The sequence below is a fragment of the Pseudomonas sp. B16(2017) genome, from assembly GCF_002113205.1.
Taxonomy (GTDB): domain Bacteria; phylum Pseudomonadota; class Gammaproteobacteria; order Pseudomonadales; family Pseudomonadaceae; genus Aquipseudomonas; species Aquipseudomonas pharyngis.
This window is the reverse complement of the sequence record NZ_NEKA01000005.1, coordinates 276,794-299,749: the sequence shown is the minus strand read 5'-3', so window position 1 is coordinate 299,749 and position 22,956 is coordinate 276,794. Positions and strand designations below refer to the sequence as shown.

General features: G+C 60.6%; 16 protein-coding genes. 14 read left to right on the top strand and 2 right to left on the bottom strand.

Annotation, left to right across the window (positions count from 1 at the left end):
• Positions 1-63 precede the first annotated feature (63 nt).
• A complete protein-coding gene (locus CAG25_RS11045; RefSeq protein ID WP_085611407.1) occupies positions 64-1,188 on the bottom strand; it encodes a polysaccharide deacetylase family protein in 1,125 nt (374 codons plus the stop codon).
• A gap of 138 nt (positions 1,189-1,326) precedes the next feature.
• Between CAG25_RS11045 and yaaA the strand changes: the two genes are divergently transcribed.
• The 13 genes from yaaA (at position 1,327) to CAG25_RS10980 (ending at position 19,377) form a co-directional block, all read left to right on the top strand.
• Entirely contained in the window at positions 1,327-2,106 is a 780-nt protein-coding gene (gene yaaA, locus CAG25_RS11040) for a peroxide stress protein YaaA (protein ID WP_085611406.1), read from the top strand.
• Positions 2,107-2,916: 810 nt separating this feature from the next.
• Positions 2,917-4,233, top strand: coding sequence for a nucleotide sugar dehydrogenase (locus CAG25_RS11035; RefSeq protein WP_011332560.1), 1,317 nt, complete (start codon positions 2,917-2,919; stop codon positions 4,231-4,233).
• Positions 4,234-4,316: 83 nt separating this feature from the next.
• Positions 4,317-5,798 (top strand): mannuronan synthase, encoded by a 1,482-nt coding sequence (alg8, locus tag CAG25_RS11030; protein ID WP_163974069.1) that lies wholly within the window; start codon positions 4,317-4,319, stop codon positions 5,796-5,798.
• 35 nt (positions 5,799-5,833) lie between these two features.
• Positions 5,834-7,003 (top strand): alginate biosynthesis protein Alg44, encoded by a 1,170-nt coding sequence (locus CAG25_RS11025; protein WP_039769455.1) that lies wholly within the window; start codon positions 5,834-5,836, stop codon positions 7,001-7,003.
• Positions 7,004-7,012: 9 nt separating this feature from the next.
• A complete protein-coding gene (algK, locus tag CAG25_RS11020) occupies positions 7,013-8,419 on the top strand; it encodes an alginate biosynthesis TPR repeat lipoprotein AlgK (RefSeq protein ID WP_085611405.1) in 1,407 nt (468 codons plus the stop codon).
• Positions 8,416-9,903, top strand: coding sequence for an alginate export family protein (locus CAG25_RS11015; RefSeq protein WP_085611404.1), 1,488 nt, complete (start codon positions 8,416-8,418; stop codon positions 9,901-9,903). The genes algK and CAG25_RS11015 overlap by 4 nt, the downstream gene beginning before the upstream one ends.
• A gap of 26 nt (positions 9,904-9,929) precedes the next feature.
• Positions 9,930-11,501 carry a mannuronan 5-epimerase AlgG gene (algG, locus tag CAG25_RS11010; protein WP_085611465.1) on the top strand — a complete coding sequence of 524 codons (1,572 nt, stop codon included), beginning with the start codon at positions 9,930-9,932 and terminating at the stop codon, positions 11,499-11,501.
• Positions 11,502-11,511: 10 nt separating this feature from the next.
• Positions 11,512-12,963, top strand: a complete 1,452-nt coding sequence (locus CAG25_RS11005) for an alginate O-acetyltransferase (protein WP_039769449.1) — start codon at positions 11,512-11,514, stop codon at positions 12,961-12,963.
• Positions 12,964-12,971: 8 nt separating this feature from the next.
• A complete protein-coding gene (locus CAG25_RS11000; protein WP_085611403.1) occupies positions 12,972-14,096 on the top strand; it encodes a mannuronate-specific alginate lyase in 1,125 nt (374 codons plus the stop codon).
• Positions 14,097-14,289: 193 nt separating this feature from the next.
• Positions 14,290-15,855: an MBOAT family protein gene (locus CAG25_RS10995; protein WP_085611402.1), complete on the top strand. Its 1,566-nt coding sequence runs from the start codon at positions 14,290-14,292 to the stop codon at positions 15,853-15,855.
• 10 nt (positions 15,856-15,865) lie between these two features.
• Complete coding sequence (locus tag CAG25_RS10990; protein WP_085611401.1) at positions 15,866-17,038, top strand: alginate O-acetyltransferase; 1,173 nt, start codon at positions 15,866-15,868, stop codon at positions 17,036-17,038.
• A 14-nt stretch (positions 17,039-17,052) separates the two neighbouring features.
• On the top strand, positions 17,053-17,709 hold the full coding sequence (locus tag CAG25_RS10985; RefSeq protein ID WP_064593524.1) for an alginate O-acetyltransferase AlgF: 657 nt from the start codon (positions 17,053-17,055) through the stop codon (positions 17,707-17,709).
• 216 nt (positions 17,710-17,925) lie between these two features.
• The gene (locus CAG25_RS10980) at positions 17,926-19,377 is read left to right on the top strand and encodes a mannose-1-phosphate guanylyltransferase/mannose-6-phosphate isomerase (protein ID WP_064382465.1); all 1,452 of its coding nucleotides are present in this window, start codon (positions 17,926-17,928) and stop codon (positions 19,375-19,377) included.
• A gap of 77 nt (positions 19,378-19,454) precedes the next feature.
• On the opposite strand, the gene CAG25_RS10975 is transcribed toward CAG25_RS10980, so the two are convergent.
• A complete protein-coding gene (locus CAG25_RS10975; RefSeq protein ID WP_085611400.1) occupies positions 19,455-22,283 on the bottom strand; it encodes an RHS repeat domain-containing protein in 2,829 nt (942 codons plus the stop codon).
• 181 nt (positions 22,284-22,464) lie between these two features.
• Here CAG25_RS10975 and CAG25_RS10970 point away from each other — a divergent pair, with 181 nt between their 5' ends.
• Entirely contained in the window at positions 22,465-22,929 is a 465-nt protein-coding gene (locus CAG25_RS10970; RefSeq protein ID WP_085611399.1) for a multidrug transporter, read from the top strand.
• The last annotated feature ends 27 nt before the right edge of the window (positions 22,930-22,956 follow it).

Here is a 22,956-nt window from a genome sequence, read left to right as displayed (position 1 = left end):
GCCTGCATCGAATTCTGCAAAAAATTCACCCCAAGCCCAATGTTTCCGGGCTCTTGCCGTTTTTCAGCGAAACGCGTCCTGACAGTCTTCCCAGCCGATGCCGCTTTGCGCGGTTTGCGTGATCAGCCACGGCAACGCAGTCTTCACTGCATCCTGCTTCATGTTGAAATTGATCACCCCGTGCCGCCACAACAGCATCAGGGTCAGGACCCGTTGCGCACTCTGGCTGCCCTTGAGCTTGCCGGCGCCGTCCTGGGCATCGATGTCCCACAGCGCCACTTGCAGGCCCTGACTGTTGAAGAAACTACGGGCATCGCTGCGACGTTGCCCTTCCGGCGGACGGAACAGCGGCACGTAGTTTTCCGGCAACTTGTTCTTGACCAGATCGGCACTGCGCCGCACCGAATCCTGCCAGTCCTGCCAGTGGCTGTGGGAGCGGAACTCCCAGCCCTGCACGCCGACGCACTGCTGCGAAAACGCCGCTTGCAGGCTGCTGACGGAACGCTCGGCCAATCGTGCCTGAACATCCTTGCCCAACATGAAGAAGGTGCCGCTCAGGTTCGACTTGCGCAAGTACTCGGCGAGCCAGTCGGTGTTGTCCGGTTGCAGGTTGGCGGCGCTGTCGAAACTCAGCAGAAACAGGCGATCGTGCATATCGTCGCCGTTGCGCTCGTAGTCTCCGAAATGATCGAGTTCGCTGCTGGTTTGCGGTGACAGCGCCGCCTTGCGCATCAGCTCATCGAGGTATTGCAGGTGGAAGATCCGGCTCGGTTCGGCCCATTTGGTGTAATAACTTTCGTCGCTGACCACGAATTTGGCGGCCTGCTCGCGCAGGGTCGGCAGGTCTTCGACGAGGAAGCAGAACGAGGCATCCTGATCGCAGCTTTGCTGGGCAAAGTTGTAGTTGGCGAGCAGACGCTGCCACAGCCGCTCGCGCAGGCTGTTGATCGCCTCCAGATTCACCGTGCGCAGCCCCAGGCGCTGGGCCAGCGCCGCCTCGTCCAGCGCTTCGGTACCGAGCAGGCCCCGGGCGAACATCAGGATTTCCGCCCGCGAGGCGACATCGAACAGCGTCGGGTTGTCGAGCTTTTCCGGCCAGGTGCTGCGATCCAGCGTCGCGATATCGCCCGGCGCCGCAACGGCACCGACGCTCAACAGCCACGCGGTGAAGAAAAGAACAATGCGCAAAGGGTGTCTCCATAACAAAACCCGCGCCGCACTATAGCCGATCCGGCTGGCAAACCGCCGATCACCTATGGACGTGATAGCTGGAGTCATCCGCCCCAACCCCCTAGAATCGCCCCCACGATTAAAGGAGACGACTTCATGCTGATGGTGATTTCCCCCGCCAAGACCCTCGATTACGAAACACCGCCGGCGACCCAGCGCTTCACTCAGCCGCAATACCTCGACCATTCCCAGGAACTGATCCAGCAACTGCGCGAACTGAGCCCGGCGCAGATCAGCGAACTGATGCACGTGTCCGACAAGATCGGCGGCCTCAACGCCGCGCGCTTCGGCAGCTGGACACCAGCGTTCACGCCGGAAAACGCCAAGCAGGCGCTGCTCGCGTTCAAGGGTGACGTCTACACCGGTCTCGACGCCCAGTCGTTCAGCGAAGCCGATTTCGACTACGCGCAACAGCACCTGCGCATGCTTTCCGGCCTCTACGGCCTGCTGCGCCCGCTCGACCTGATGCAGCCGTATCGCCTGGAAATGGGCACCAAACTGGCCAACGCCCGGGGCAAGGACCTGTACGCCTTCTGGGGCACGCGCATCAGCGAATGGCTGAACCAAGCGCTGGCCGATCAGGGCGATGACGTGCTGTTGAACCTGGCATCCAACGAGTATTTCTCGGCGGTGAAACGCACAGCGCTGAATGCGCGGATCATCAACACCGAGTTCAAGGACCTGAAGAACGGCCAATACAAGATCATCAGTTTCTACGCGAAAAAGGCCCGAGGCCTGATGAGCCGTTTCGTGATCCAGGAAAAAATCAACGATCCGGCCCTGCTCAAACAGTTCGATGTGCAGGGTTATCGCTACAGCGCCGAGCAATCGAAACCGGATAATCTGGTTTTTCTACGCGATCACGCCCCCGAATAAAGCATGCCTAATGCACGACTCTTTATATGAAGAGTCGTGCAGCTCGCACGATGTCAAAAATCCCTCGCAACATTTCGCCATTTTACTGGCGCCAGAAAAACCTCCCTGTCTTTTCTAAGATTAGTTTCACTCGACACTGATCATTTTTTTCAGTAGTGGCACCTAAATTTTTTCACCGTAGTGGCACAAAACTATCTAACGTGATTTTTCGCCTGTTATTAAAGGTCGAAAACGAAACTGCTATCAAATTGATACTGGTGCCATCTCTGACAATATTTCAAGAAATTTCAGATTTCGCGATGAGCGGACAGGAACTTCGTCCGAATGCATAGCTCATACCACCGGTAACGATTCTCGCCGAGTTTGTACGAGATAACTTACGCGGAGCAGATAGCCATGTAACCAAGTTGTCACAGCAACTTGCCTAGATGACTAACTAGTCTCAAACCAGACGATGGACAGGAGATACGCACCATTAATATCCCCTACAAAGGCCATGGCCGCGCCCTTATAAACGTGCTCGCCTGAGCACCCAACCGCTTGATTTACGGGACTTTAATCCTGACATCGAGCGCGCAAGACGATTGCACAAGAGTCTTCTCCAAAGAAGATCGGCTGCATAACAGGGCACGTCATAACAACAAGGCCTGGTTACGCACATCTTGAGTGCACTTATTTAGACACTCGAAACTTAGTATGCCTGCACACGGCATTGTGGCGCCTGTATGCCGCACTTTCGAGTGCACTAATGAACGCTGAACACCATTAACTCCGGCCCTCTAAGGCCTGATATATACAGAGGTAATTGCGATGCGCATCAGCATATTTGGTTTGGGTTACGTTGGCGCAGTATGTGCCGGTTGCCTGTCTGCACGGGGCCATGACGTGGTTGGCGTCGATGTTGCCAAAGACAAGATCGACATGATCAACGCTGGCAAATCTCCCATTGTTGAACCGGGCTTGGGTGAGTTGCTCGCACAAGGTATCCAGACCGGTCGTCTGCGCGGCACGACCAACTTCGCCGAAGCGATTCGCGACACCGACCTGTCGATGATCTGCGTCGGTACGCCGAGCAAAAAGAACGGCGACCTGGAACTGAACTACATCGAAGCGGTATGCCGCGAGATCGGTTTTGTCCTGCGTGAAAAGTCCACCCGCCACACCATCGTGGTGCGCAGCACCGTATTGCCGGGCACCGTGGCAAACGTTGTCATCCCGATTCTCGAAGACTGCTCCGGCAAGAAGGCCGGCGTCGATTTCGGCGTGGCGGTCAACCCTGAGTTCCTGCGTGAATCCACCGCAATCGCCGACTACGACCTGCCACCGATGACCGTCATCGGCGAGTTCGACAAGGCTTCGGGTGACGTTCTGCAATCGCTGTACGAAGAACTCGACGCACCGATCATCCGCAAGGACATCGCCGTCGCCGAGATGATCAAGTACACCTGCAACGTCTGGCACGCCACCAAAGTGACCTTCGCCAACGAGATCGGCAACATCGCCAAAGCGGTGGGCGTCGATGGCCGCGAAGTGATGGACGTGGTCTGCCAGGACAAGACCCTCAACCTGTCGCAGTACTACATGCGCCCGGGCTTCGCCTTCGGCGGTTCGTGCCTGCCGAAAGACGTGCGCGCCCTGACCTACCGCGCCGGCTCCCTGGACGTCGAAGCGCCGCTGCTCAACTCGCTGATGCGCAGCAACGAATCGCAAGTGCAGAACGCCTTCGACATCGTTGAAAGCCACGACAAACGCAAAGTCGCCCTGCTGGGCCTGAGCTTCAAGGCCGGCACCGACGACCTGCGCGAAAGTCCGCTGGTGGAACTGGCCGAGATGCTGATCGGCAAGGGCTACGACCTGAGCATCTACGACAGCAACGTCCAGTACGCCCGTGTCCACGGCGCGAACAAGGACTACATCGAGTCGAAGATCCCGCACGTATCGTCCCTGCTCAATTCGGACTTCGATTCGGTGATCGACAACTCCGACGTGATCATCCTCGGCAACCGCGACGAGAAGTTCCGCGCCCTCGCCGAAGAAGCGCCGCAGGGCAAGCAGGTGATCGACCTGGTGGGCTTCATGTCCAAGGCCACCAGCGCCGGTAGCCGCACCGAAGGGATCTGCTGGTAACGCAGCAGCAAGCCTCGAGCTTCAGGCCGCACGCCGTGAATCGGCGGGCGGCTTGAAGCCCCCATCACCTTCGGATGACGGTCATGTCCAAGCTCAAACATTTTTTTCTGCAATCCGCCGGCTGGCTTTTGTTTCTGAGCCTGCTGATGGGCCTGGCCCTGATGCTGCCCACGTCCACATTCGACTCCGAGTCGAAGGACTTCATTTTCCTGATTGGCGCCGTAGGTATCTGGCGCTACTCGATGGGTGCCACGCACTTTGTGCGCGGCATGATTTTTCTCTACATCGTCTACCCGCACCTGCGCCGCAAGGTTCGCAAGCTGGGTAAGGCGGCGGACCCGTCCCATGTGTTTCTGATGGTCACCAGTTTCCGCATCGACGCGTTGACCACCGCGCAGGTTTACAGCTCGGTGATCCGCGAAGCCATCGACTGCGAACTGCCGACCACCGTGGTCTGTTCCATCGTCGAAATGTCCGATGAGCTGCTGGTCAAGGCACTGTGGGCGCGGATGAATCCGCCAGACCGCGTGAAACTCGACTTCGTACGCATTCCCGGCACCGGCAAACGCGATGGCCTGGCCTATGGTTTCCGCGCGATCTCCCGTCACCTGCCGGACGACCGTGCCGTGGTGGCCGTGATCGATGGCGACACCGTGCTCGGCGAAGGCGTCGTGCGCAAAACCGTGCCGTGGTTCCAGATGTTCGGCAACGTCGGCGGCCTGACCACCAACGAGTTCTGCGAAGTGCGCGGCGGCTACATCATGAGCGAATGGCACAAGCTGCGTTTCGCCCAGCGCCACATCAACATGTGCTCGATGGCCCTGTCCAAACGCGTGCTGACCATGACCGGGCGCATGTCGGTGTTTCGCGCCACCGTGGTCACCAACCCGGAATTCATCGCCGACGTTGAAAGCGACTCGCTGCAACACTGGCGTCTGGGCCGTTTCAAATTCCTGACCGGCGACGACAAGTCGAGCTGGTTCAGCCTGATGCGTCTGGGCTACGACACCTTTTACGTGCCGGATGCGGCGATCAACACCGTTGAACACCCGCCGGAAAAGAGCTTCATCAAGGCCAGCCGCAAACTGATGTTCCGTTGGTACGGCAACAACCTGCGCCAGAACTCCCGAGCGCTGGGCCTGGGTGTAAAACGCCTCGGCGCCTTCACCTCGGTGGTGCTGTTCGACCAGCGCGTTTCGATGTGGACTTCGCTGCTCGGCCTGACCGTGGCAATCATCGCCAGCTTCAAGTACGGCACCGCGTTCATCCTGGTTTACCTGCTGTGGATCGGCATCACCCGTCTGATTCTGACGCTGCTGCTGTCCTGCTCAGGCCACCGGATCGGCCCGGCTTACCCGGCAATTCTCTATTACAACCAGATCGTCGGTGCGCTGGTGAAGATCTACGTGTTCTTCCGCCTCGACCAACAATCCTGGACTCGCCAACCCACTTCCCTGACCCGTGATCTCGCCAGCTTTCAACGTTGGTTCAACACCTGGTCGTCTCGGACCATGACCTTCTCCGCCGGCAGCATTTTCGTCGCCGTGCTGCTGATGATGGTCTGACCTGCCCCTATTGAATTAACAAGGAAATCGCCCCCATGAATACCGCCGTCAACGCCAACGTAGTGCATGAATCCGAAGCCCAGCGTCAGCACGCCCGTGTGAAAATCCCGGCCAAGCTGCGTTTCTTCGGCCCCGACCGGACTCCGGTTGAAGCGCGGGTCCTCGACCTGTCCGCCGGTGGTCTGGCGTTCAACGCCGGACAACTGCCGCTGACCGTCGGCGAGGTGTACAAGGCGCGTCTGCAGTTCGTCATCGACAACCTCGGCCTGGCCATGGACGTTGAACTGCAAGTGCGCTCCTACGACCGCCAGACGGGTCGTGCTGGCTGCCAGTTCCAGAACCTCGAGCCGCAGGACATTTCCACCCTGCGCCACCTGATCACTTCGCACCTGGCCGGCGACATCGTCAGCATCGGCGAAGTGCTGGCAACCCTGCAGCGCGACAACTTCACCAAGGCCCGCAAGGTCAAGGACGGCGACTCCGGCATGACCCCGTTCGGGCGTCTGAAAGCGGTGACGTTCAGCGCCGGTATCTTCGCGGTCGGGCTGGTGGCGGCGGGTTTCATTTTCAAATCGGTGTACAGCATGTACTTCGTCAGCCATGCGCAGGCCGGTCTGGTCAGCGTGCCGGGGATGAACATCACCATGCCGCGCGACGGCACCGTGCAGAGCCTGGTGAAGTCCGACGGCGTCGCCGCCAAGGGCGCACCGCTGGCGACGTTCAGCACCAGCATGCTCGACGTACTCAAAGGTCACCTGGAAGAAGATCAACTGTCCCCGGCCAAGGTTGAAGAACTGTTCGGCAAACAGATGACCGGCACCCTGACCTCGCCGTGCGATTGCACCGTGGCCCAGCAACTGGTGGCCGACGGTCAATACGCGAGCAAGGGCGACGTGATCTTCCAGCTGGTGCCGCGCAACACCCAGGCCACCGTCGATGCGCGCTTCTCCTATCGCCAGTTCGGCGACGTGCGTCCGGGCACCCCGGTGAGCTTCCAGATCGCCGGCGAAGACAAGACCCGCACCGGCAAGATCGTCAGCAGCACCAGCCTGAAAAGTGCCGACCTGTCCTCCGACATCCGTGTGCAGATCCAGCCTGACGAGCCGCTGGACAGCCGCTTCGCCGGCCGCCCGGTGGAAGTCAACAGCGACCGTGGTCCGAACCTGAACTGGCTGATCGACAAAGCCATGGCTGCCGGTCTTTAAGTCGAGGACATGCCCGTGACGAGCCCTATCAGAATCCTGCCGGTCCCGCTGACGCTGGCCATGGCAATCGCCCTGGCCGGTTGCGCCGGCCTGCCCGACCAGCGTCTGGCCAACGAAGCGCTCAAGCGCGGTGACACCGCGACCGCCGCGCAGAACTACCGTGCGCTGGCCGACCTGGGTTACAGCGAAGCCCAGGTGGGCCTCGCCGACATCCAGGTCGACAGCCGCGATCCGGAACAGATGAAACAGGCCGAAGCCACCTACCGCGCCGCCGCCAGTGTTTCGCCGCGTGCCCAGGCCCGACTCGGTCGTTTGCTGGTGGCCAAGCCCGGCTCCACCGAAGCCGAGCATCAGGAAGCCGAAAGCCTGCTGAAAAAGGCCGCCGCCAGTGGCGAAGGCAACACGCTGATCCCGCTCGCGATGCTGTACCTGCAATACCCGCACAGTTTCCCGAACATCAACGCCCAGCAGCAGATCGACCAGTGGCGCAAATCCGGTTACCCGGAAGCAGGTCTCGCACAAGTGCTGCTGTATCGCACCCAAGGCACGTACGACCAGCATCTGGATGACGTGGAAAAGATCTGCAAGGCCGCGCTCAACACCACCGACATCTGCTACGTCGAGCTGGCCACGGTCTATCAGAAACGTGGCGCGCCGGAGCAGCAGGCCGAGCTGATCAAACAACTGCAGGCCGGTTACAGCCGCGGCACCGTCAGTGCTCAGCGGGTGGACTCCGTGGCCCGTGTGCTGGCCGATTCGACCCTGGGCAAGACCGACGAAAAAACCGCGCAGTCGCTGCTCGAGCCGATCGCGCCGGGTTACCCGGCGTCGTGGGTCACCCTCGCGCAACTGCTCTACGACTTCCCGGAACTGGGCGACGTCGACCAGATGATGAAGTACCTGGACAACGGCCGCGCCGCCGATCAGCCGCGCGCCGAACTGCTGCTGGGCAAGCTCTACTACGAAGGCAAACTGGTCCCGGCCGACGCCAAAGTCGCCGAGGAACATTTCCAGAAAGCCGTCGGCCGCGAAGTCGCCGCCGATTACTACCTCGGCCAGATCTACCGCCGTGGCTACCTGGGCAAGGTCTATCCGCAGAAGGCCCTCGACCATCTGCTGACCGCTGCGCGCAACGGCCAGAACAGCGCCGACTTCGCCATCGCCCAGCTGTTTTCCCAAGGCAAGGGCACCAAGCCCGACCCGCTCAATGCCTATGTGTTCAGCCAGTTGGCCAAGGCGCAAAACACCCCGCAAGCCGATGAGCTGGCGACCACCCTCGCCGCACAACTGCCGCCCGAGCGCCTGGCCGAAGCCCAGCGCCTGCTGCAACAGGAACAGGCGACCCGTGGCGCCCTGAGCCCGAACACGCTGCAACTGCACGCCCTGCAAGAAGAAGACGGCGAGGAAAAACCATGAAATTGAATCCCTTTGTGAAGGCCGGCATTGGCCTCACGTTCGCGTTGATCTGGTCTTGCCCGACCCTGGCCGCGATGACTGAATCGAAGAACTTCGGCCTCGAAGTGAAAATCACCGGCCAGTCCGAAGACGACCGCGACCTCGGCACCGCCAGCGGCGGCGACGTCAACGGCATCGGCCTCGATCTGCGTCCGTGGGTCTACGGCGAAAGCGGCGCGTGGAGCGCCTATGCCATGGGCCAGGCCGTGACCTCGACCGACATCATCGAGACCGACACCCTGCAGCAGTCCGACAGCGAGGGCACCCAGACCACCGACAACGGTGACCGCAAGACCAAGAAAAACTACCTGGCGATGCGCGAGTTCTGGGTCGGCTACAGCGGCCTGACGCCCTACCCCGGCGAGATCCTCAAGTTCGGTCGCCAGCGCCTGCGCAACGACGACGGCCAGTGGCGCGACACCAACATCGAAGCCCTGAACTGGACTTTCGATACCACCCTGCTGCGCGCCAACGCCGGTGTCGCCGAACGCTTCAGCGAATACCGCACCGACTTGAAAGAGCTGGCCCCCAAAGACAAGGATCGCCTGCACGCCTACGCCGATGCCGCTTACCAGTGGACACCGGGCAACTGGGTCGGGATTCGCGGTCACCACACCCACGACGACGGCAAGCTCGACTATCCGGAGCCAGGCGTGGCCGGCGATTCGCTGGACAAGAAAGAAAACGGCGACATCAGCTGGCTCGGCCTGACCGCAGACAGCGACGCCTACAACTGGCGCAACACCAACACCGTCAACTACTGGGGCAGCATCACCGGCATGAGCGGCGACCGCGACACGGTCAACGCCCTCAACGCCGACGGCACCCGCCCGGCCCAGGCCAAGCGCAGTGACAACGTCGACGGCTGGGCCACCGACATCGGTGTGCGTCTGCGCCTTGATCCGCAATGGCAGGTCGGTGCGGCGTATGCCCGTGCCAGCGCCGATTACGAACAGAACGGCCTGGAAAGCAACCGCTCGAACTACACCGGTACTCGCTCCCGCGTTCACCGTTTCGGCGAGGCCTTCCGTGGCGAAATGAACAACATGCAGACCGCCACCCTGTTCGGTTCGTGGATGCTCAACGACCAGTACGACGCCAGCCTGATCTACCACAAGTTCTGGCGCGTGGACGGCAACAAGCCGGTGGGCAGCAACGGCATCAACGCCGTGGAGAACAACACCGACGACGTCACCGGCGCGATCCTTTCCAGCACTTCCCTGCCACTGCAGGACGGCAACAAGGATCTGGGCCAGGAAATGGATCTGGTGGTCACCAAGTACTTCAAGCAAGGCTTGCTGCCGGCGGCGCTGAGCCAGTCGATCGACGAACCGTCGGCGCTGGTGCGTTTCCGTGGTGGCGTGTTCAAGCCGGGTGACGCCTATGGCAGCCAGGTCGATTCGTACATGCACCGCGCGTTCATCGACGTGATCTGGCGCTTCTGATGCTGACCGCCAAGGGAGTGCCCGACATGAACAGTGCCCGCAAAGGCTCACTCAGCCTGCTGGCCGGCGCGATGCTGCTGGCCTCGGCCGGCGCCTTCGCCAGTGTGGAACCGGCCAAACCCGCGACCACCGCCAAGGAGCTGCAACAGGCCAAGACCTACACCGTCAGCAGCGCGCCGACCGAAGCGCTGGAACTGGCCAAGCCGAAATTGCCCGACCTCTCCGGCTACACCGCCGAAGCCGCCGCCGCGAAAATCGTGCGCAGCAAAGCGGGCAAGATCAGCGTGCGCCGGATGATGCAGGAAGACGCCCTGAAGGACTTCATCGGCGGCGACAACAAGATGGCCGAATGGGTGGTGCGTCAGCACGGCATCCCGCAGGCGATCTTCGTCGACGACGGCTACATGAACCTGAAAGAGCTGGCGCAGAAACTGCCCAAGCAGTACTTCAGCGAAACCTCGCCGGGCGTCTACCTGGCCAAGTTGCCGATCGTGGTCGGCCGCAAAGGCATCCTCGAGATCGACGGCCAGACCCAGGAATTGCGCCTGTCCCAGGAGGCCGGTTCGTTCCTGGTCAACGACGGCCAGCTGTTCGTGCGTGATACCAAAATCACTGGCTGGCGCGAGAAGGAAAACGGCCCGGCGACCTTCCGTTCGCCGAAGGAATTTCGCCCGTTCCTGCTGGCCTGGGGCGGCACCGAGACCTACATCGTCAACAGCAAGATGGCCAGCTTCGGCTACGCCAACAGTAAGTCCTACGGTGTGAGTATTTCCCAGTACACGCCGAACATGGCCAAGGTGCTCAAGCGTCCCGAGCCGACCGGCTGGATCGTCGGCTCCGAGTTCTCGGACATGTGGTACGGCTTCTACTGCTACGAGACCCGCGACTTCGTGGTCAAGGGCAACACCTACAAGGACAACATCGTCTACGGCATCGACCCGCACGACCGTTCTCACGGTCTGATCATTGCCGAGAATACGGTGTACGGCACGAAGAAGAAGCACGGGATCATCATTTCCCGTGAGGTGAACGACAGCTTCATCTTCAACAACAAAAGCTACGACAACCACCTCTCGGGGCTGGTGATCGACCGTAACAGCGTGAACAACCTGATCGCCTACAACGAGATCTACAAGAACCACACCGACGGCATCACCCTCTACGAGTCCGCCGACAACCTGCTGTGGGGCAACAAGGTCATCAGCAACAAGCGCCACGGCATCCGCATTCGTAACAGCGTGAACATCCGCCTCTACGAAAACGTCGCCATGGCCAACGGCCTGACCGGCGTCTACGGGCACATCAAGGACCTGACCGACACCGACCGTGACATCAAGCTCGACCCGTTCGACGCCCAGGTCTCGCTGATCGTGGTCGGCGGTGAACTGGCGGCCAACGGCAGCGGCCCGCTGTCGATCGATTCGCCCCTGAGTGTCGAGCTGTATCGCGTGTCGATGCTGGCGCCGACCAAATCCAGCGGCATCAGCTTCAACGGCATCCTCGGCGAGCGCCAGGATGAAATTCTCGACCTGCTGGTGCGCCAGCAGAAAGCCGTGCTGATCGACCCTGTCGAACGCCAGACCGAATTGCAGGACTGAGGACAATTTTATGCACCCACACCTGATCAAATTACTCAGCCTGTCGGCCCTGACCGTGGGCATTCTGGCGGCCAGCAACGGCGCCCGCGCGGACGAAGTGAAAGCGCCAACGTTCACCGCCGAACCGTGCTGCAGCCTGTGCCCGGCCGCCCATGACGCGAAGAACTACACCACCCGCTATCAGCAGAACTTCACCACTCTGGTGCAAGCGCAGGGCGACTGGTTGTTCCGAACCCAGGAAGACCTGCGCACCGAGTTCAACACCACACCGGCCGGCTACAAACGCCTGCAACAGCTGCACGATGCGTTCAAGGCCAAAGGCGTCGAACTGGTGATCGTCTACCAGCCGACCCGTGGTCTGGTGAACCGCAACAAGCTCAACCCGGCGGAAAAAGCCGCGTTCGATTACGAGAAAGCGCTGGGCAACTACAAGACCATGCTCGGCCGTTTCGCCAAGATGGGTTACGTGGTGCCGGACCTTTCGCCGCTGACCAACGAATCGCTGCCGGAGACCCTGCCCGCCCACGATTTCTACTTCCGCGGCGACCAGCACTGGACGCCATACGGTGCCCAGCGCACGGCAAAAATCGTCGCCGAGAAGGTCAAGCAGATTCCGGCCTTCGCCGACATTCCCAAGCGTGAGTTCGAAACCAAACGCTCCGGACGCATGGGCAAGACCGGCACCCTGCACAACATGGCCGGGCAACTGTGCGGCACCAGTTACGCGATCCAGTACATGGACCAGTTCACCACCGAGCCGAAAGGCGAAGCGGGTGACGGCGATCTGTTCGGTGACTCCGGCAATCCGCAAATCACCCTCGTGGGTACTTCGCACAGCGGCAAGAACTACAACTTCGCCGGTTTCCTTGAAGAAGCCATCGGCGCCGACATTCTCAACGTCGCCTTCCCCGGCGGCGGTCTGGAAGGTTCGATGTTGCAGTACCTGGGCAGCGACGAATTCCAGAAGACGCCGCCGAAAATCCTCATCTGGGAATTCTCGCCGCTGTACCGCCTCGACCAGGAAACCATCTATCGCCAGATGATGGCGTTGCTCGACAACGGCTGCGAAGGCAAAGAGGCGCAAATGTCCGCCAGCACCACGCTCAAGCCGGGCGGCAAACAAGAACTGCTGGTCAACAGCAAGAACCTGAACCTGCAGAACAGCAGCCATCAGGTCGACATCCGCTTCGCCGACACCTCGGTGAAAACCCTGCAAGCCACCCTCTGGTACATGAACGGTCGCCACGAGGACATCAAGATCGAGAAACCGGAAACCTCCGATACCGACGGTCGTTTCGCCTTTGAGTTGCGTACGGACGAAGACTGGGCCTCGCAAAACCTGCTGGCGGTCGAAGTCCAGGGCCCGGAAGCGGGCACCGCGCCACAGAAAGTCGAAGCGAAAATCTGCAAACGCAACGTATTCCCGGGCGCTGGGCAACAAACCGCTCAGGTCGGGCAATGAGGTCTGCTATGCGAAATCCGAAACTGAAAACTCTTTTGGCGCCGACGCTGCTCGGGCTGGCGATTTTCGCCGGCACCGCGCAGGCCGCCGCACCACTGCGTCCGCCACAGGGCTATTTTGCGCCTGTGGATAAATTCAAGACCGGCGACAAGAGCGAAGGCTGCGATGCGATGCCGACGCCCTACACCGGCCCGCTGCAATTTCGCAGCAAGTACGAAGGCTCGGACAAGGCTCGCGCGACGCTGAACGTGCAGTCGGAAAAGGCCTTCCGCGACACCACCAAAGACATCACCACACTTGAGCGCGGCACTGCTAAGCGGGTGATGCAGTTCATGCGCGACGGCCGTCCGGAACAACTGGATTGCACGCTGAATTGGTTGACAGCTTGGGCCAAGGCCGATGCGTTGATGTCCAAGGACTTCAACCACACCGGCAAGTCGATGCGCAAATGGGCGCTGGGCAGCATGGCGTCTTCGTACATTCGCCTGAAGTTCTCCGACTCCCATCCGCTGGCCCAGCATCAGCAGGAAGCCCAGGTGATCGAAGCCTGGTTCAGCAAAATGGCTGATCAGGTGGTCAGCGATTGGGACAACCTGCCGCTGGAAAAAACCAATAACCACTCGTACTGGGCCGCGTGGTCGGTGATGGCGACATCGGTCGCGACCAACCGCCGCGACCTGTTCGATTGGGCAGTCAAGGAATACAAGGTCGGCGTCAATCAAGTCGATGCCGACGGTTTCCTGCCGAACGAACTCAAGCGTCAGCAACGCGCCCTCGCCTATCACAACTACGCCCTGCCGCCACTGGCGATGATCGCCAGTTTCGCCCAGGTCAACGGTGTGGATCTGCGTCAGGAAAACAACGGCGCGCTGAAACGTCTGGGTGATCGGGTACTGGCCGGGGTGAAAGACCCGGATCAGTTCGAGAAGAAGAACGGCAAAGAGCAGGACATGACCGACCTGAAAGAGGACATGAAATTCGCCTGGCTCGAACCGTTCTGCACCCTATACACCTGTTCGCCGGATGTGATCGAGAAAAAACACGGCATGCAGCCGTTCAAGACCTTCCGCCTCGGCGGCGACCTGACCAAGGTCTACGACCCGTCCCACGAAAAGGGCAACAAAGGTTCTTGAGTACACCGATAAACCCTGTGGGAGCGGGCTTGCTCGCGAATGCGGTCTGACATTCAAAAAATATGTCGACTGACACTCCGCTTTCGCGAGCAAGCCCGCTCCCACAGTGAAGTGATGTCGCCCTCTGAATTTTTGTGGGGGGTTTGGGGGGGCTTTGGCCCTTGACTGTTGGTTCAAACATGGAGAGATCGGGATGGTATTTTCATCCAACGTGTTCCTGTTTCTGTTCTTGCCGATCTTTCTCGGCTTGTACTACCTGAGCGGGCAACGCTATCGCAACCTGCTGCTGCTGATCGCCAGCTACGTGTTCTACGCGTGGTGGCGGGTGGACTTCCTGGCGCTGTTCGCCGGCGTCACCCTGTGGAACTACTGGATCGGCCTGAAAGTCGGCGCCGCCGGCGTGCGCACCAAACCGGCCCAGCGCTGGCTGCTGCTCGGCGTGGCGGTGGACCTGTGCATCCTCGGCTACTTCAAGTACGCCAACTTCGGGGTCGACAGCATCAACGCGATCATGACCTCGATGGGACTTGAGCCGTTCATCCTGACCCACGTGCTGCTGCCGATCGGTATCTCGTTCTACATCTTCGAGTCGATCAGCTACATCATCGACGTCTACCGCGGCGACACCCCGGCCACCCGCAACCTGATCGACTTCGCGGCGTTCGTGGCGATCTTCCCGCACCTGATTGCCGGTCCCGTGCTGCGTTTCCGTGACCTGGCCGACCAGTTCAACAACCGCACCCACACCCTCGACAAGTTCTCCGAGGGCTGCACGCGGTTCATGCAGGGTTTCATCAAGAAGGTGTTCATCGCCGACACCCTCGCCGTGGTAGCCGACCATTGCTTCGCCCTGCAAAACCCGACTACTGGCGATGCATGGCTCGGCGCACTGGCCTACACCGCGCAGCTGTATTTCGACTTCTCCGGCTACAGCGACATGGCCATCGGCCTGGGCTTGATGATGGGCTTCCGCTTCATGGAAAACTTCAAGCAGCCGTACATCAGCCAGTCGATCACCGAGTTCTGGCGCCGCTGGCACATCAGCCTGTCGACTTGGCTGCGTGACTACCTGTACATCACCCTCGGCGGTAACCGCAAAGGGACGCTGATGACCTATCGCAACCTGTTCCTGACCATGCTGCTCGGTGGTCTGTGGCACGGCGCGAACATCACCTACATCGTCTGGGGTGCGTGGCACGGCATGTGGCTGGCGATCGAAAAAATGCTCGGCCTCAACACCGCGCCGCGCAGCCTCAACCCGATCCGCTGGGCGCTGACGTTCCTGCTGGTGGTCATGGGCTGGGTGATCTTCCGTGCCGAAAACCTGCACGTTGCCGGCCGTATGTACGGCGCGATGTTCAGCTTCGGCGACTGGTCGCTGTCGGAACTCAACCAGGCCAGCCTCACCGGCCTGCAAGTGGCGACCCTGGTGGTGGCTTACGTGACCCTGGCGTTCTTCGGCCTGCGCGATCTGTACACCAACCAGCCGCCGGCCAAGAGCAAGCCTGAAGTCAACGTCGAGGCCAATGGCCCGGCCACGGCGACTCCGGGAATGATCAAGGCAGCCCCGGGCGAAAACCCGGCGAGCATCCACGAGCCTGGCTACACCGTCGGCGTCGAAGCCCAGGTGCAACCGGCCTACTGGACCGCGGACTGGTCGCGCTACGTGATGCGCGGGCTGATCCTGCTGCTGTTCATCGCCTCGATTCTCAAACTCTCGGCGCAAAGCTTCTCGCCGTTCCTTTACTTCCAGTTCTGAGGGATCTGACATGACCCGCTCATTACGCATCTTCTACATCGCGCTGTTTCTGGTGACCCTGCTGGTGCTCGGTCTGTGTTCGGTGCGCAGCTTCTTCGGCTTCAGCACCAACGCCGATGCGACGGTGCTCAACGGTCGCTGGACCAAAGCCGTGGAAACCCACTACGACGACGAATTCCCGATCAAGCGCCTGGGCACCAACCTCTGGGCCGCGCTGGATTTCAAACTGTTCAACGAAGGTCGTCCGGGCGTGGTGCTCGGTCGCGATCAGTGGTTGTACAGCGATGAGGAATTCAACCCGATCGTCAACGAAGAGCTGAACCTGCAAGGCAACTACGCGCTGGTCGAAGGCGTGCGCCAGACCCTGAAAGAGAAAGGCGTGAAACTGGTGATGGCGATCGTGCCGGCCAAGGCTCGCCTGTACCCGGAACACCTGGGTGAAGTGAAACCGGCAAGCATCCACGCCAACCTCTATCAGGACTTCCACGCCCGTGTCGCGGCGGACAAGATCCTCGCCCCCGACCTGCTCGGCCCGCTGCAAGCGGCCAAGCAGAACGGTCAGCAAGTGTTCCTGCGCACCGACACCCACTGGACCCCTGAAGGCGCGGAAATCGCCGCCAACACCCTGGCCAGGACCATCGCCGACAAGTTCCCGCTCAGCGGCGAGCCACAGCGCTTCGTCACCACCCCGGCGGAGAAGGTCACGCACAAGGGCGACCTGCGTCTGTTCCTGCCGCTGGATCCGCTGTTCGAAAACCTGATGCCGGCCAAGGAACCGCTGCAAAAGCGCAACACCGTGGCCGTCGAGCAACCTGCCGGGGACGACGCCCTGTTCGCCAACAGCGAAGTGCCGGTGGCCCTGATCGGCACCAGCTACAGCGCCAACCCGAACTGGAACTTTGTCGGTGCGCTCAAGCAAGCGCTGCACAGCGACGTGGTCAATTACGCCGAAGACGGTCACGGCCCGATCCTGCCGATGCTCAGCTACCTGAAAAGCGATGACTTCAAGAACAGCCCGCCACAGGTGCTGATCTGGGAGTTTCCTGAACGATATCTGCCTGTGAACAACGAAATCGGCGACGCCGACCCACAGTGGGTCGCAGAGCTCAAACAAGCCGGTGCTCGCCAACAAAACGTAGCCATCAACACTAAATCCGAGACGCCCGATCGGGCGCAAAACTGAAAGAGAGGTACACCATGACTTTCACTACAACTCCTCGTCGTCTCGCCAAACGCTTCGCTCTGGTTGCGGGTCTGAGCGTGCTGTCGGTCCAGGCCTTCGCCGGTGGCGACGCTGCGCTGTACGGCCCGACTGCACCGAAAGGCTCGACCTTCGTACGCGTCTACAACGCCAGCAACGCTGAAGTCAGCGCCACCGTCGGCAGCACCAATCTGAGCGACGTCGCGCCGCTGGCCAGCAGCGATTTCAGCTTCATGCCGGGCGGCGACTACAGTGCCAAGGTCGGCAGCCAGACCCTGCCGGTCAAACTCGCCGGTGACCACTACTACACCCTGGTCAACAACGCTTCCGGCGCGCCGCAACTGATCGAAGAACCGCCGTTCAAGAACAAGCAGAAATCCCTGGTTCGCGTGCAGAACCTCAGCGACAAGTCGCTGACCCTGAAGACCGCCGACGGCAAGACCGACGTGGTGCCGAACGTGGCCGCCAAGGGCCGTGGCGAGCGTGAAATCAACCCGGTGAAAGTCAGCCTGGCGCTGTACGAAGGTGACAAGAAAGTCGGCGACGTCAAACCAGTCGCCCTGGAGCGCGGTGAAGCAGCCGTGCTGTACGTCACCGGCAACGGCAGCAACCTGTCGCCAGTCTGGGTGAAACGCCCGGTGTCGACCCGCTAATCCTTTTCTGAACTGACGCCGTTCCCCCCCTGTGGGAGCGGGCTTGCTCGCGAAAGCGGTCCGACATTCAACAGATATGTCGACTGATGCACCGCCTTCGGGAGCAAGCCCCCTCCCACCCTTGACCGGGTTGTCAGTTCGGCTACGAGACAACAACAAGAGTGAAACGACACAGGTTCGTGGCTCTAACCCAATCGAATTAATGGAGTAAACAATATGATTCCGGTGATCTTGTCAGGTGGTAGCGGCTCACGTCTTTGGCCGCTTTCGCGCAAGCAGTTTCCCAAGCAGTTCCTCGCCCTGACCGGCGAACACACACTGTTCCAGCAAACCCTCGAGCGTCTGGTGTTCGAAGGCATGGACACCCCGATCGTGGTCTGCAACAAGGATCACCGCTTCATCGTCAACGAGCAGTTGGCCAGCCGCAATCTGGAATGCCAGCGCATCCTGATGGAACCCTTCGGTCGCAACACCGCGCCGGCCGTGGCCCTGACCGCGATGATGCTGGTCAATGAAGGTCGCGACGAATTGATGCTGGTACTGCCGGCCGACCACGTTCTGGAAGACCAGAAAGCCCTGCAACGCGCCCTCGCTCTGGCCACCGTCGCCGCCGAAAACGGCGAGATGGTGCTGTTCGGCGTGCCGGCCACCAAACCGGAAACCGGTTACGGCTACATCAAGTCCACCGGTGATTCGCTGCTGCCGGAAGGCGTCAGCCGCGTCTCGCACTTCGTGGAAAAACCCGACGTCAAACGCGCCACCGAGTACGTAGAGTCCGGCGGTTACTACTGGAACAGCGGCATGTTCCTGTTCCGCGCCAGCCGCTTCCTCGAAGAACTGAAAAAGCATGATCCGGACATCTACGACACCTGCCTGCTGACCCTCGAGCGCAGCCAGCAGGATGCCGACACCGTCACCCTGGACGAAGCCACCTTCGCCTGCTGCCCGGACAACTCCATCGACTATTCCGTGATGGAAAAAACCCAGCGCGCCTGCGTGGTGCCGCTGACCGCCGGCTGGAGCGATGTCGGCTGCTGGTCGTCGCTGTGGGAAGTCAACGAGAAGGACGCCAACGGCAACGTCAGCAAGGGCGACGTGGTGATCCAGGACAGCAAGAACTGCATGATCCACGGCAACGGCAAACTGGTGTCGGTGATCGGTCTGGAAAACATCGTCGTGGTCGAAACCAAGGACGCCATGATGATCGCCCACAAGGACAAGGTCCAGGGCGTCAAGCAGATGGTCAACACCCTCAACGCCCAGGGCCGCAGCGAAACCCAGAACCACTGCGAGGTGTACCGTCCGTGGGGCTCGTACGACTCGGTGGACATGGGTGGCCGCTTCCAGGTCAAGCACATCTCGGTCAAGCCGGGCGCGTGCCTGTCGCTGCAGATGCACCACCACCGCGCAGAACACTGGATCGTGGTCAGCGGAACCGCCGAAGTGACCTGCGACGAGAACGTGTTTCTGCTCACTGAAAACCAGTCGACCTACATCCCGATCGCCTCGGTGCATCGCCTGCGCAACCCGGGCAAGATCCCGCTGGAAATCATCGAAGTGCAGTCGGGCTCATACCTGGGCGAAGACGATATCGAGCGCTTCGAAGATATCTACGGTCGCTCCACCCCGGTCGAACGCGGCGTGTCGGTGAAAACCATCGCGCAGTAAGCGTTCCGTAACAAGAAGCCCCCGTCCAGCCCGCTGCGTCCCCTATCCGCAGCGGGTTGGGCGGGGGCTTTTTCAATTCAGGCAGACGAATGCTGCCGGGGTGCGTGAGACTTCGCCAGTGCCCCTCGTTTGAGCGACTGCCGCTTGCCGGCATAGGGCGTCGGTGCAACAAGCTCGATGAAGTCCTGATTCCGGTTCAGCGCGTGAACAACGACCGGAGTTTGCGCCGACAACTCGGAAACCTTTTCGAAGACCTCCGCCGTTGCATCATTGGATACCGCCAGTTCGTCCTTGATCGCCTGCATTCTGAATTCCAGCATGTCGATCACCACTGGCGTTTGTTCGTAGGCTTCACTCAGTGTCGCTGCATCCAATCCTTGCGAGGCATGGTAAAACTCAATCCCCGTTCTTATAAGGCCCGGCACCTCCGAACCCAGCTCGCCACCCACCTTGTCAATCGCTTTATCGACCACCACTCTGGTGAGCCGGGCGCGTCCTTCGGGTGTACGTGGATCCGATGCCGCGAGCTCGAATCCCAGCGTTGCCAGGCCCGGTCTCTTTTTCGGCTCGACGCTTTCGATGAAAGCCTTGGGATTCATTTCATTGCCTTTGAAATTGATCGCGCGATCCAGTTGATAGGCGTCCACCACTTTAGACACAAGGCGGTCTGCTGCCATTGACGCAGCCTTTTCCCCGGCAGCGGCACCCAATTTCGCACCACCCGGACCCAACAACCCGCCAATGGCGCCCCCTGCTGCGGAGCCTGCCGCGCTGGCGCCGGCGCTGAATGCGGAACTGCCCAACTGCGTGATGATGCGCCTGCCCAGCGCCTGAAAACGTTGACGGGCATACAGGTGATTCATGATGGAGTTGCGGGTGTTCGCAGCGGCCGATGAGACTGCTGACAACAAGGCCTGCTGTTTGTCCACACTATTGTTCAATTCAGCGGCTTCGGTTTTGCCGCCACCGTCGCTGTCGAAAAATGTGACCGGTGAATTGGCGACCATACAGTACAGATTGAGCCCGTCGATCATGCCTTTGGGGTCCGGATTCAACCAATGCTGTAACCACGGGATGTAGTAGCGCAGACCAAAGTAGTCGAGCCCGGTCGCATCACGCTCCTTGCCCGAGTAACGGATGTATTTGTAACTGAATTCGCCGTCCTGCCAGGCGCTGGTACCGAAAGGGTGAAACGTTTCGCGACTGATCATCGTACCGTCATCGGCGGTTTCCAGACTGACCGAGCCCAGGTGATCGACATGCTGGTATCGATACTGATTGTTGATGCCCGAGGACGGTGAGCTCTCCCAATGCAGTACCCGGACACCGCCGGCGACGATGACCTGTAGCCGTTCGCCGGTGCCGTTGTCGGTGCGCAATTCCAGTCCAGGCAAATAGCGCACATCGGCAACCAGGGTTCGGGCATTGGTTAAAAAGGAGCGGATCTTGCGTACCCGCTGACTGCTGCCATCGTAGAGATAGGTCTCGTTGTCATTGATACCGGAAGCACGCTCGACTGGGCTGACCGATTGCAGTTGATTACGCAGGTTCCAGCTCAACATCCGCCCCGGTTCCAGCTGCAGCAAGTTGCCTCTTCGATCGTATGCAGCTTGGATTTGTGCATCGGTAGGCGGCGTGACTTCGTATGGCAGACTGCGGTTGCTGTAGCTCGCCGGTTGCAGTTTGCGTCCGTGGCTTTGTGGTCCGACATGAATCAGCTTGAGCAGGTTGCCGCTCCAATCATATTTGTAATCCTGCTGAAACTTGCTGACCGCCGCCGGATCGACGCGGCCCATCGATTGCGGGCCCTGACTGGCACGCCCGGCTTCCCACCCGAACGCCATGATCAATTGGTAAAGACTGTCGTAGACCAGGCAACTGACCGGCTCTATGCACTGGTTGGCGAAGTAACGGATCGGCATTGCCTTGTCTTCAATCCGCAGGACATTGCCCATCCTGTCGTATCCATAAATCAGGTGTTGCAGCACGAGACCGCGGGCGTCTTCGGTCCGCAGGCACAACAGACGATCGTCCTCGGGACGATAGGTCCGGGTGGTGTGCACACCGTTGCCGGCAGTTTGCTGCGTGACATTGCCTTGCGCGTTGTAACGAATGTCAGTGACCAGGATCTGCTCACGCTCCCCCTTCAACTGAAGGCGGCGTTCGCGCAAACGGCCATCAACGGTCAGCTCGAATGTATGCCGGTTGTCTCGGGCATCCGTCTGTTCCAGCACATCCCCCAATGCACCATGGCGCCACCGCGACAGCTCACCGGCGCCTGGCTCCAGCAGCCGCGCACGCTCCGCCTCCTGCTCCGGCCAGTCGGGTGTCAGCGGATCCAGCGTGAAGTGCCGGGTGTCCTCGGTGCATGCACCGCTGATTGCAAACGCGTTGAACAGTACGCTGCCGGCCGGATGGTCATGGCGGATCAGCTGACCGAACTGGTTGCGCGACGGGTCCCCGCTGCCGGGATGACCGTAGGTCAGGCGCTCGACACAACGCCGAGGCACGCCTGTTCCTTCTTCGAATATCGCGACGGGGCGCAGCAAATTGTCGTGCTCGATCTCGCGCCGCGTCTGACGGCTGTCCCAACTGAACATCGTTTGCGTGGCGAGTCCCTTGAGCTCGATTTGCGTGCCGGCATCGACGCTGTCCGAGCGAATCACCGTGGCGTCCAGAGCAAACACCTGCATCAGATTGGCCGGCGTCAGCGGGTCGTCGGCTTGCGACAGCCAAAGTCGCGGGTCCCACTGTTTCAGCGCACGCCCCGCAGCGTCATGCAGGGTGCGGTTGATCCGGGACTCGACCGGTCCGTTCTCGATGTCTCGACAATAGTCGACCGAGCGAACCGGCAAGCCGCGCGGGTCGATCACAGACATCCTCGGCGTATTGACGTGCAAGCTCATGGAGCGCGCTTCCCTGCAATCGGCATTCGGTGTGCCTCTGGCATCAGAGCAAGCTCAGCGCTGTTTCGGCTACTGTCGGAAATGACAGTCCCGACCAACGGCACGTGCGCGCAATCCGCGAATGTCCATTCCCGCGCCCCTTCGGTAGGATGGCAGGCACAAGTTCAAGGAGTGTTCGAACATGTTCATCGGCGTCTTGCTGGTCATCACCTGGCTGATCCTGCTGTTGCGCTACCCGGCCAAGGCCCTGCCGGTGTCGATGGCCGCCGCTGTGGGCCTGGGGCTGGTGGCGATGTGGGTGGTGTGGCTGGACAACCGCGAGGTCAAGCAACTGGCGCGCCTTGAACTGCGCATTGTCTATGCCCCCAAACACTGCCCCGCCGACCGTCCGCTGCTGCTCAAGTTGAACAATGGTAACGACGTGCCGCTGACCGAACTGCGCTGGCGCATTGCCGCGTATGCGCCGGGCGACACCGTGAACCTGGCCGACAATCAATACGCCGCCCCGCGCTATCGCGGCCCCGGCGAATTGCAGCCCGGCGGTAACTGGGAAGACTGCTTGCCGATGCCGCCGTTGCGTCCTGGTTATCGCCCGCAAACCCTGGAGTTTCGCGCCGAGCGATTGCAGGGTAGTTTCTCCGACTGATCCCCTCTCCCACTGTTTTGCACAAGG

Bases quoted from the DNA above. Each gene is read 5' to 3' on its own strand.
- CAG25_RS10995 (WP_085611402.1), top strand. From the start codon at position 14,290: ATGGTATTTTCATCCAACGTGTTCCTGTTTCTGTTCTTGCCGATCTTT.
- CAG25_RS11035 (WP_011332560.1), top strand. From the start codon at position 2,917: ATGCGCATCAGCATATTTGGTTTGGGTTACGTTGGCGCAGTATGTGCC.
- algG (WP_085611465.1), top strand. From the start codon at position 9,930: ATGAACAGTGCCCGCAAAGGCTCACTCAGCCTGCTGGCCGGCGCGATG.
- CAG25_RS10970 (WP_085611399.1), top strand. From the start codon at position 22,465: ATGTTCATCGGCGTCTTGCTGGTCATCACCTGGCTGATCCTGCTGTTG.
- yaaA (WP_085611406.1), top strand. From the start codon at position 1,327: ATGCTGATGGTGATTTCCCCCGCCAAGACCCTCGATTACGAAACACCG.
- CAG25_RS10985 (WP_064593524.1), top strand. From the start codon at position 17,053: ATGACTTTCACTACAACTCCTCGTCGTCTCGCCAAACGCTTCGCTCTG.
- alg8 (WP_163974069.1), top strand. From the start codon at position 4,317: ATGTCCAAGCTCAAACATTTTTTTCTGCAATCCGCCGGCTGGCTTTTG.
- CAG25_RS11005 (WP_039769449.1), top strand. From the start codon at position 11,512: ATGCACCCACACCTGATCAAATTACTCAGCCTGTCGGCCCTGACCGTG.
- CAG25_RS10990 (WP_085611401.1), top strand. From the start codon at position 15,866: ATGACCCGCTCATTACGCATCTTCTACATCGCGCTGTTTCTGGTGACC.
- CAG25_RS10975 (WP_085611400.1), bottom strand. From the start codon at position 22,283: ATGAGCTTGCACGTCAATACGCCGAGGATGTCTGTGATCGACCCGCGC.
- CAG25_RS10980 (WP_064382465.1), top strand. From the start codon at position 17,926: ATGATTCCGGTGATCTTGTCAGGTGGTAGCGGCTCACGTCTTTGGCCG.
- algK (WP_085611405.1), top strand. From the start codon at position 7,013: ATGCCCGTGACGAGCCCTATCAGAATCCTGCCGGTCCCGCTGACGCTG.
- CAG25_RS11015 (WP_085611404.1), top strand. From the start codon at position 8,416: ATGAAATTGAATCCCTTTGTGAAGGCCGGCATTGGCCTCACGTTCGCG.
- CAG25_RS11000 (WP_085611403.1), top strand. From the start codon at position 12,972: ATGCGAAATCCGAAACTGAAAACTCTTTTGGCGCCGACGCTGCTCGGG.
- CAG25_RS11025 (WP_039769455.1), top strand. From the start codon at position 5,834: ATGAATACCGCCGTCAACGCCAACGTAGTGCATGAATCCGAAGCCCAG.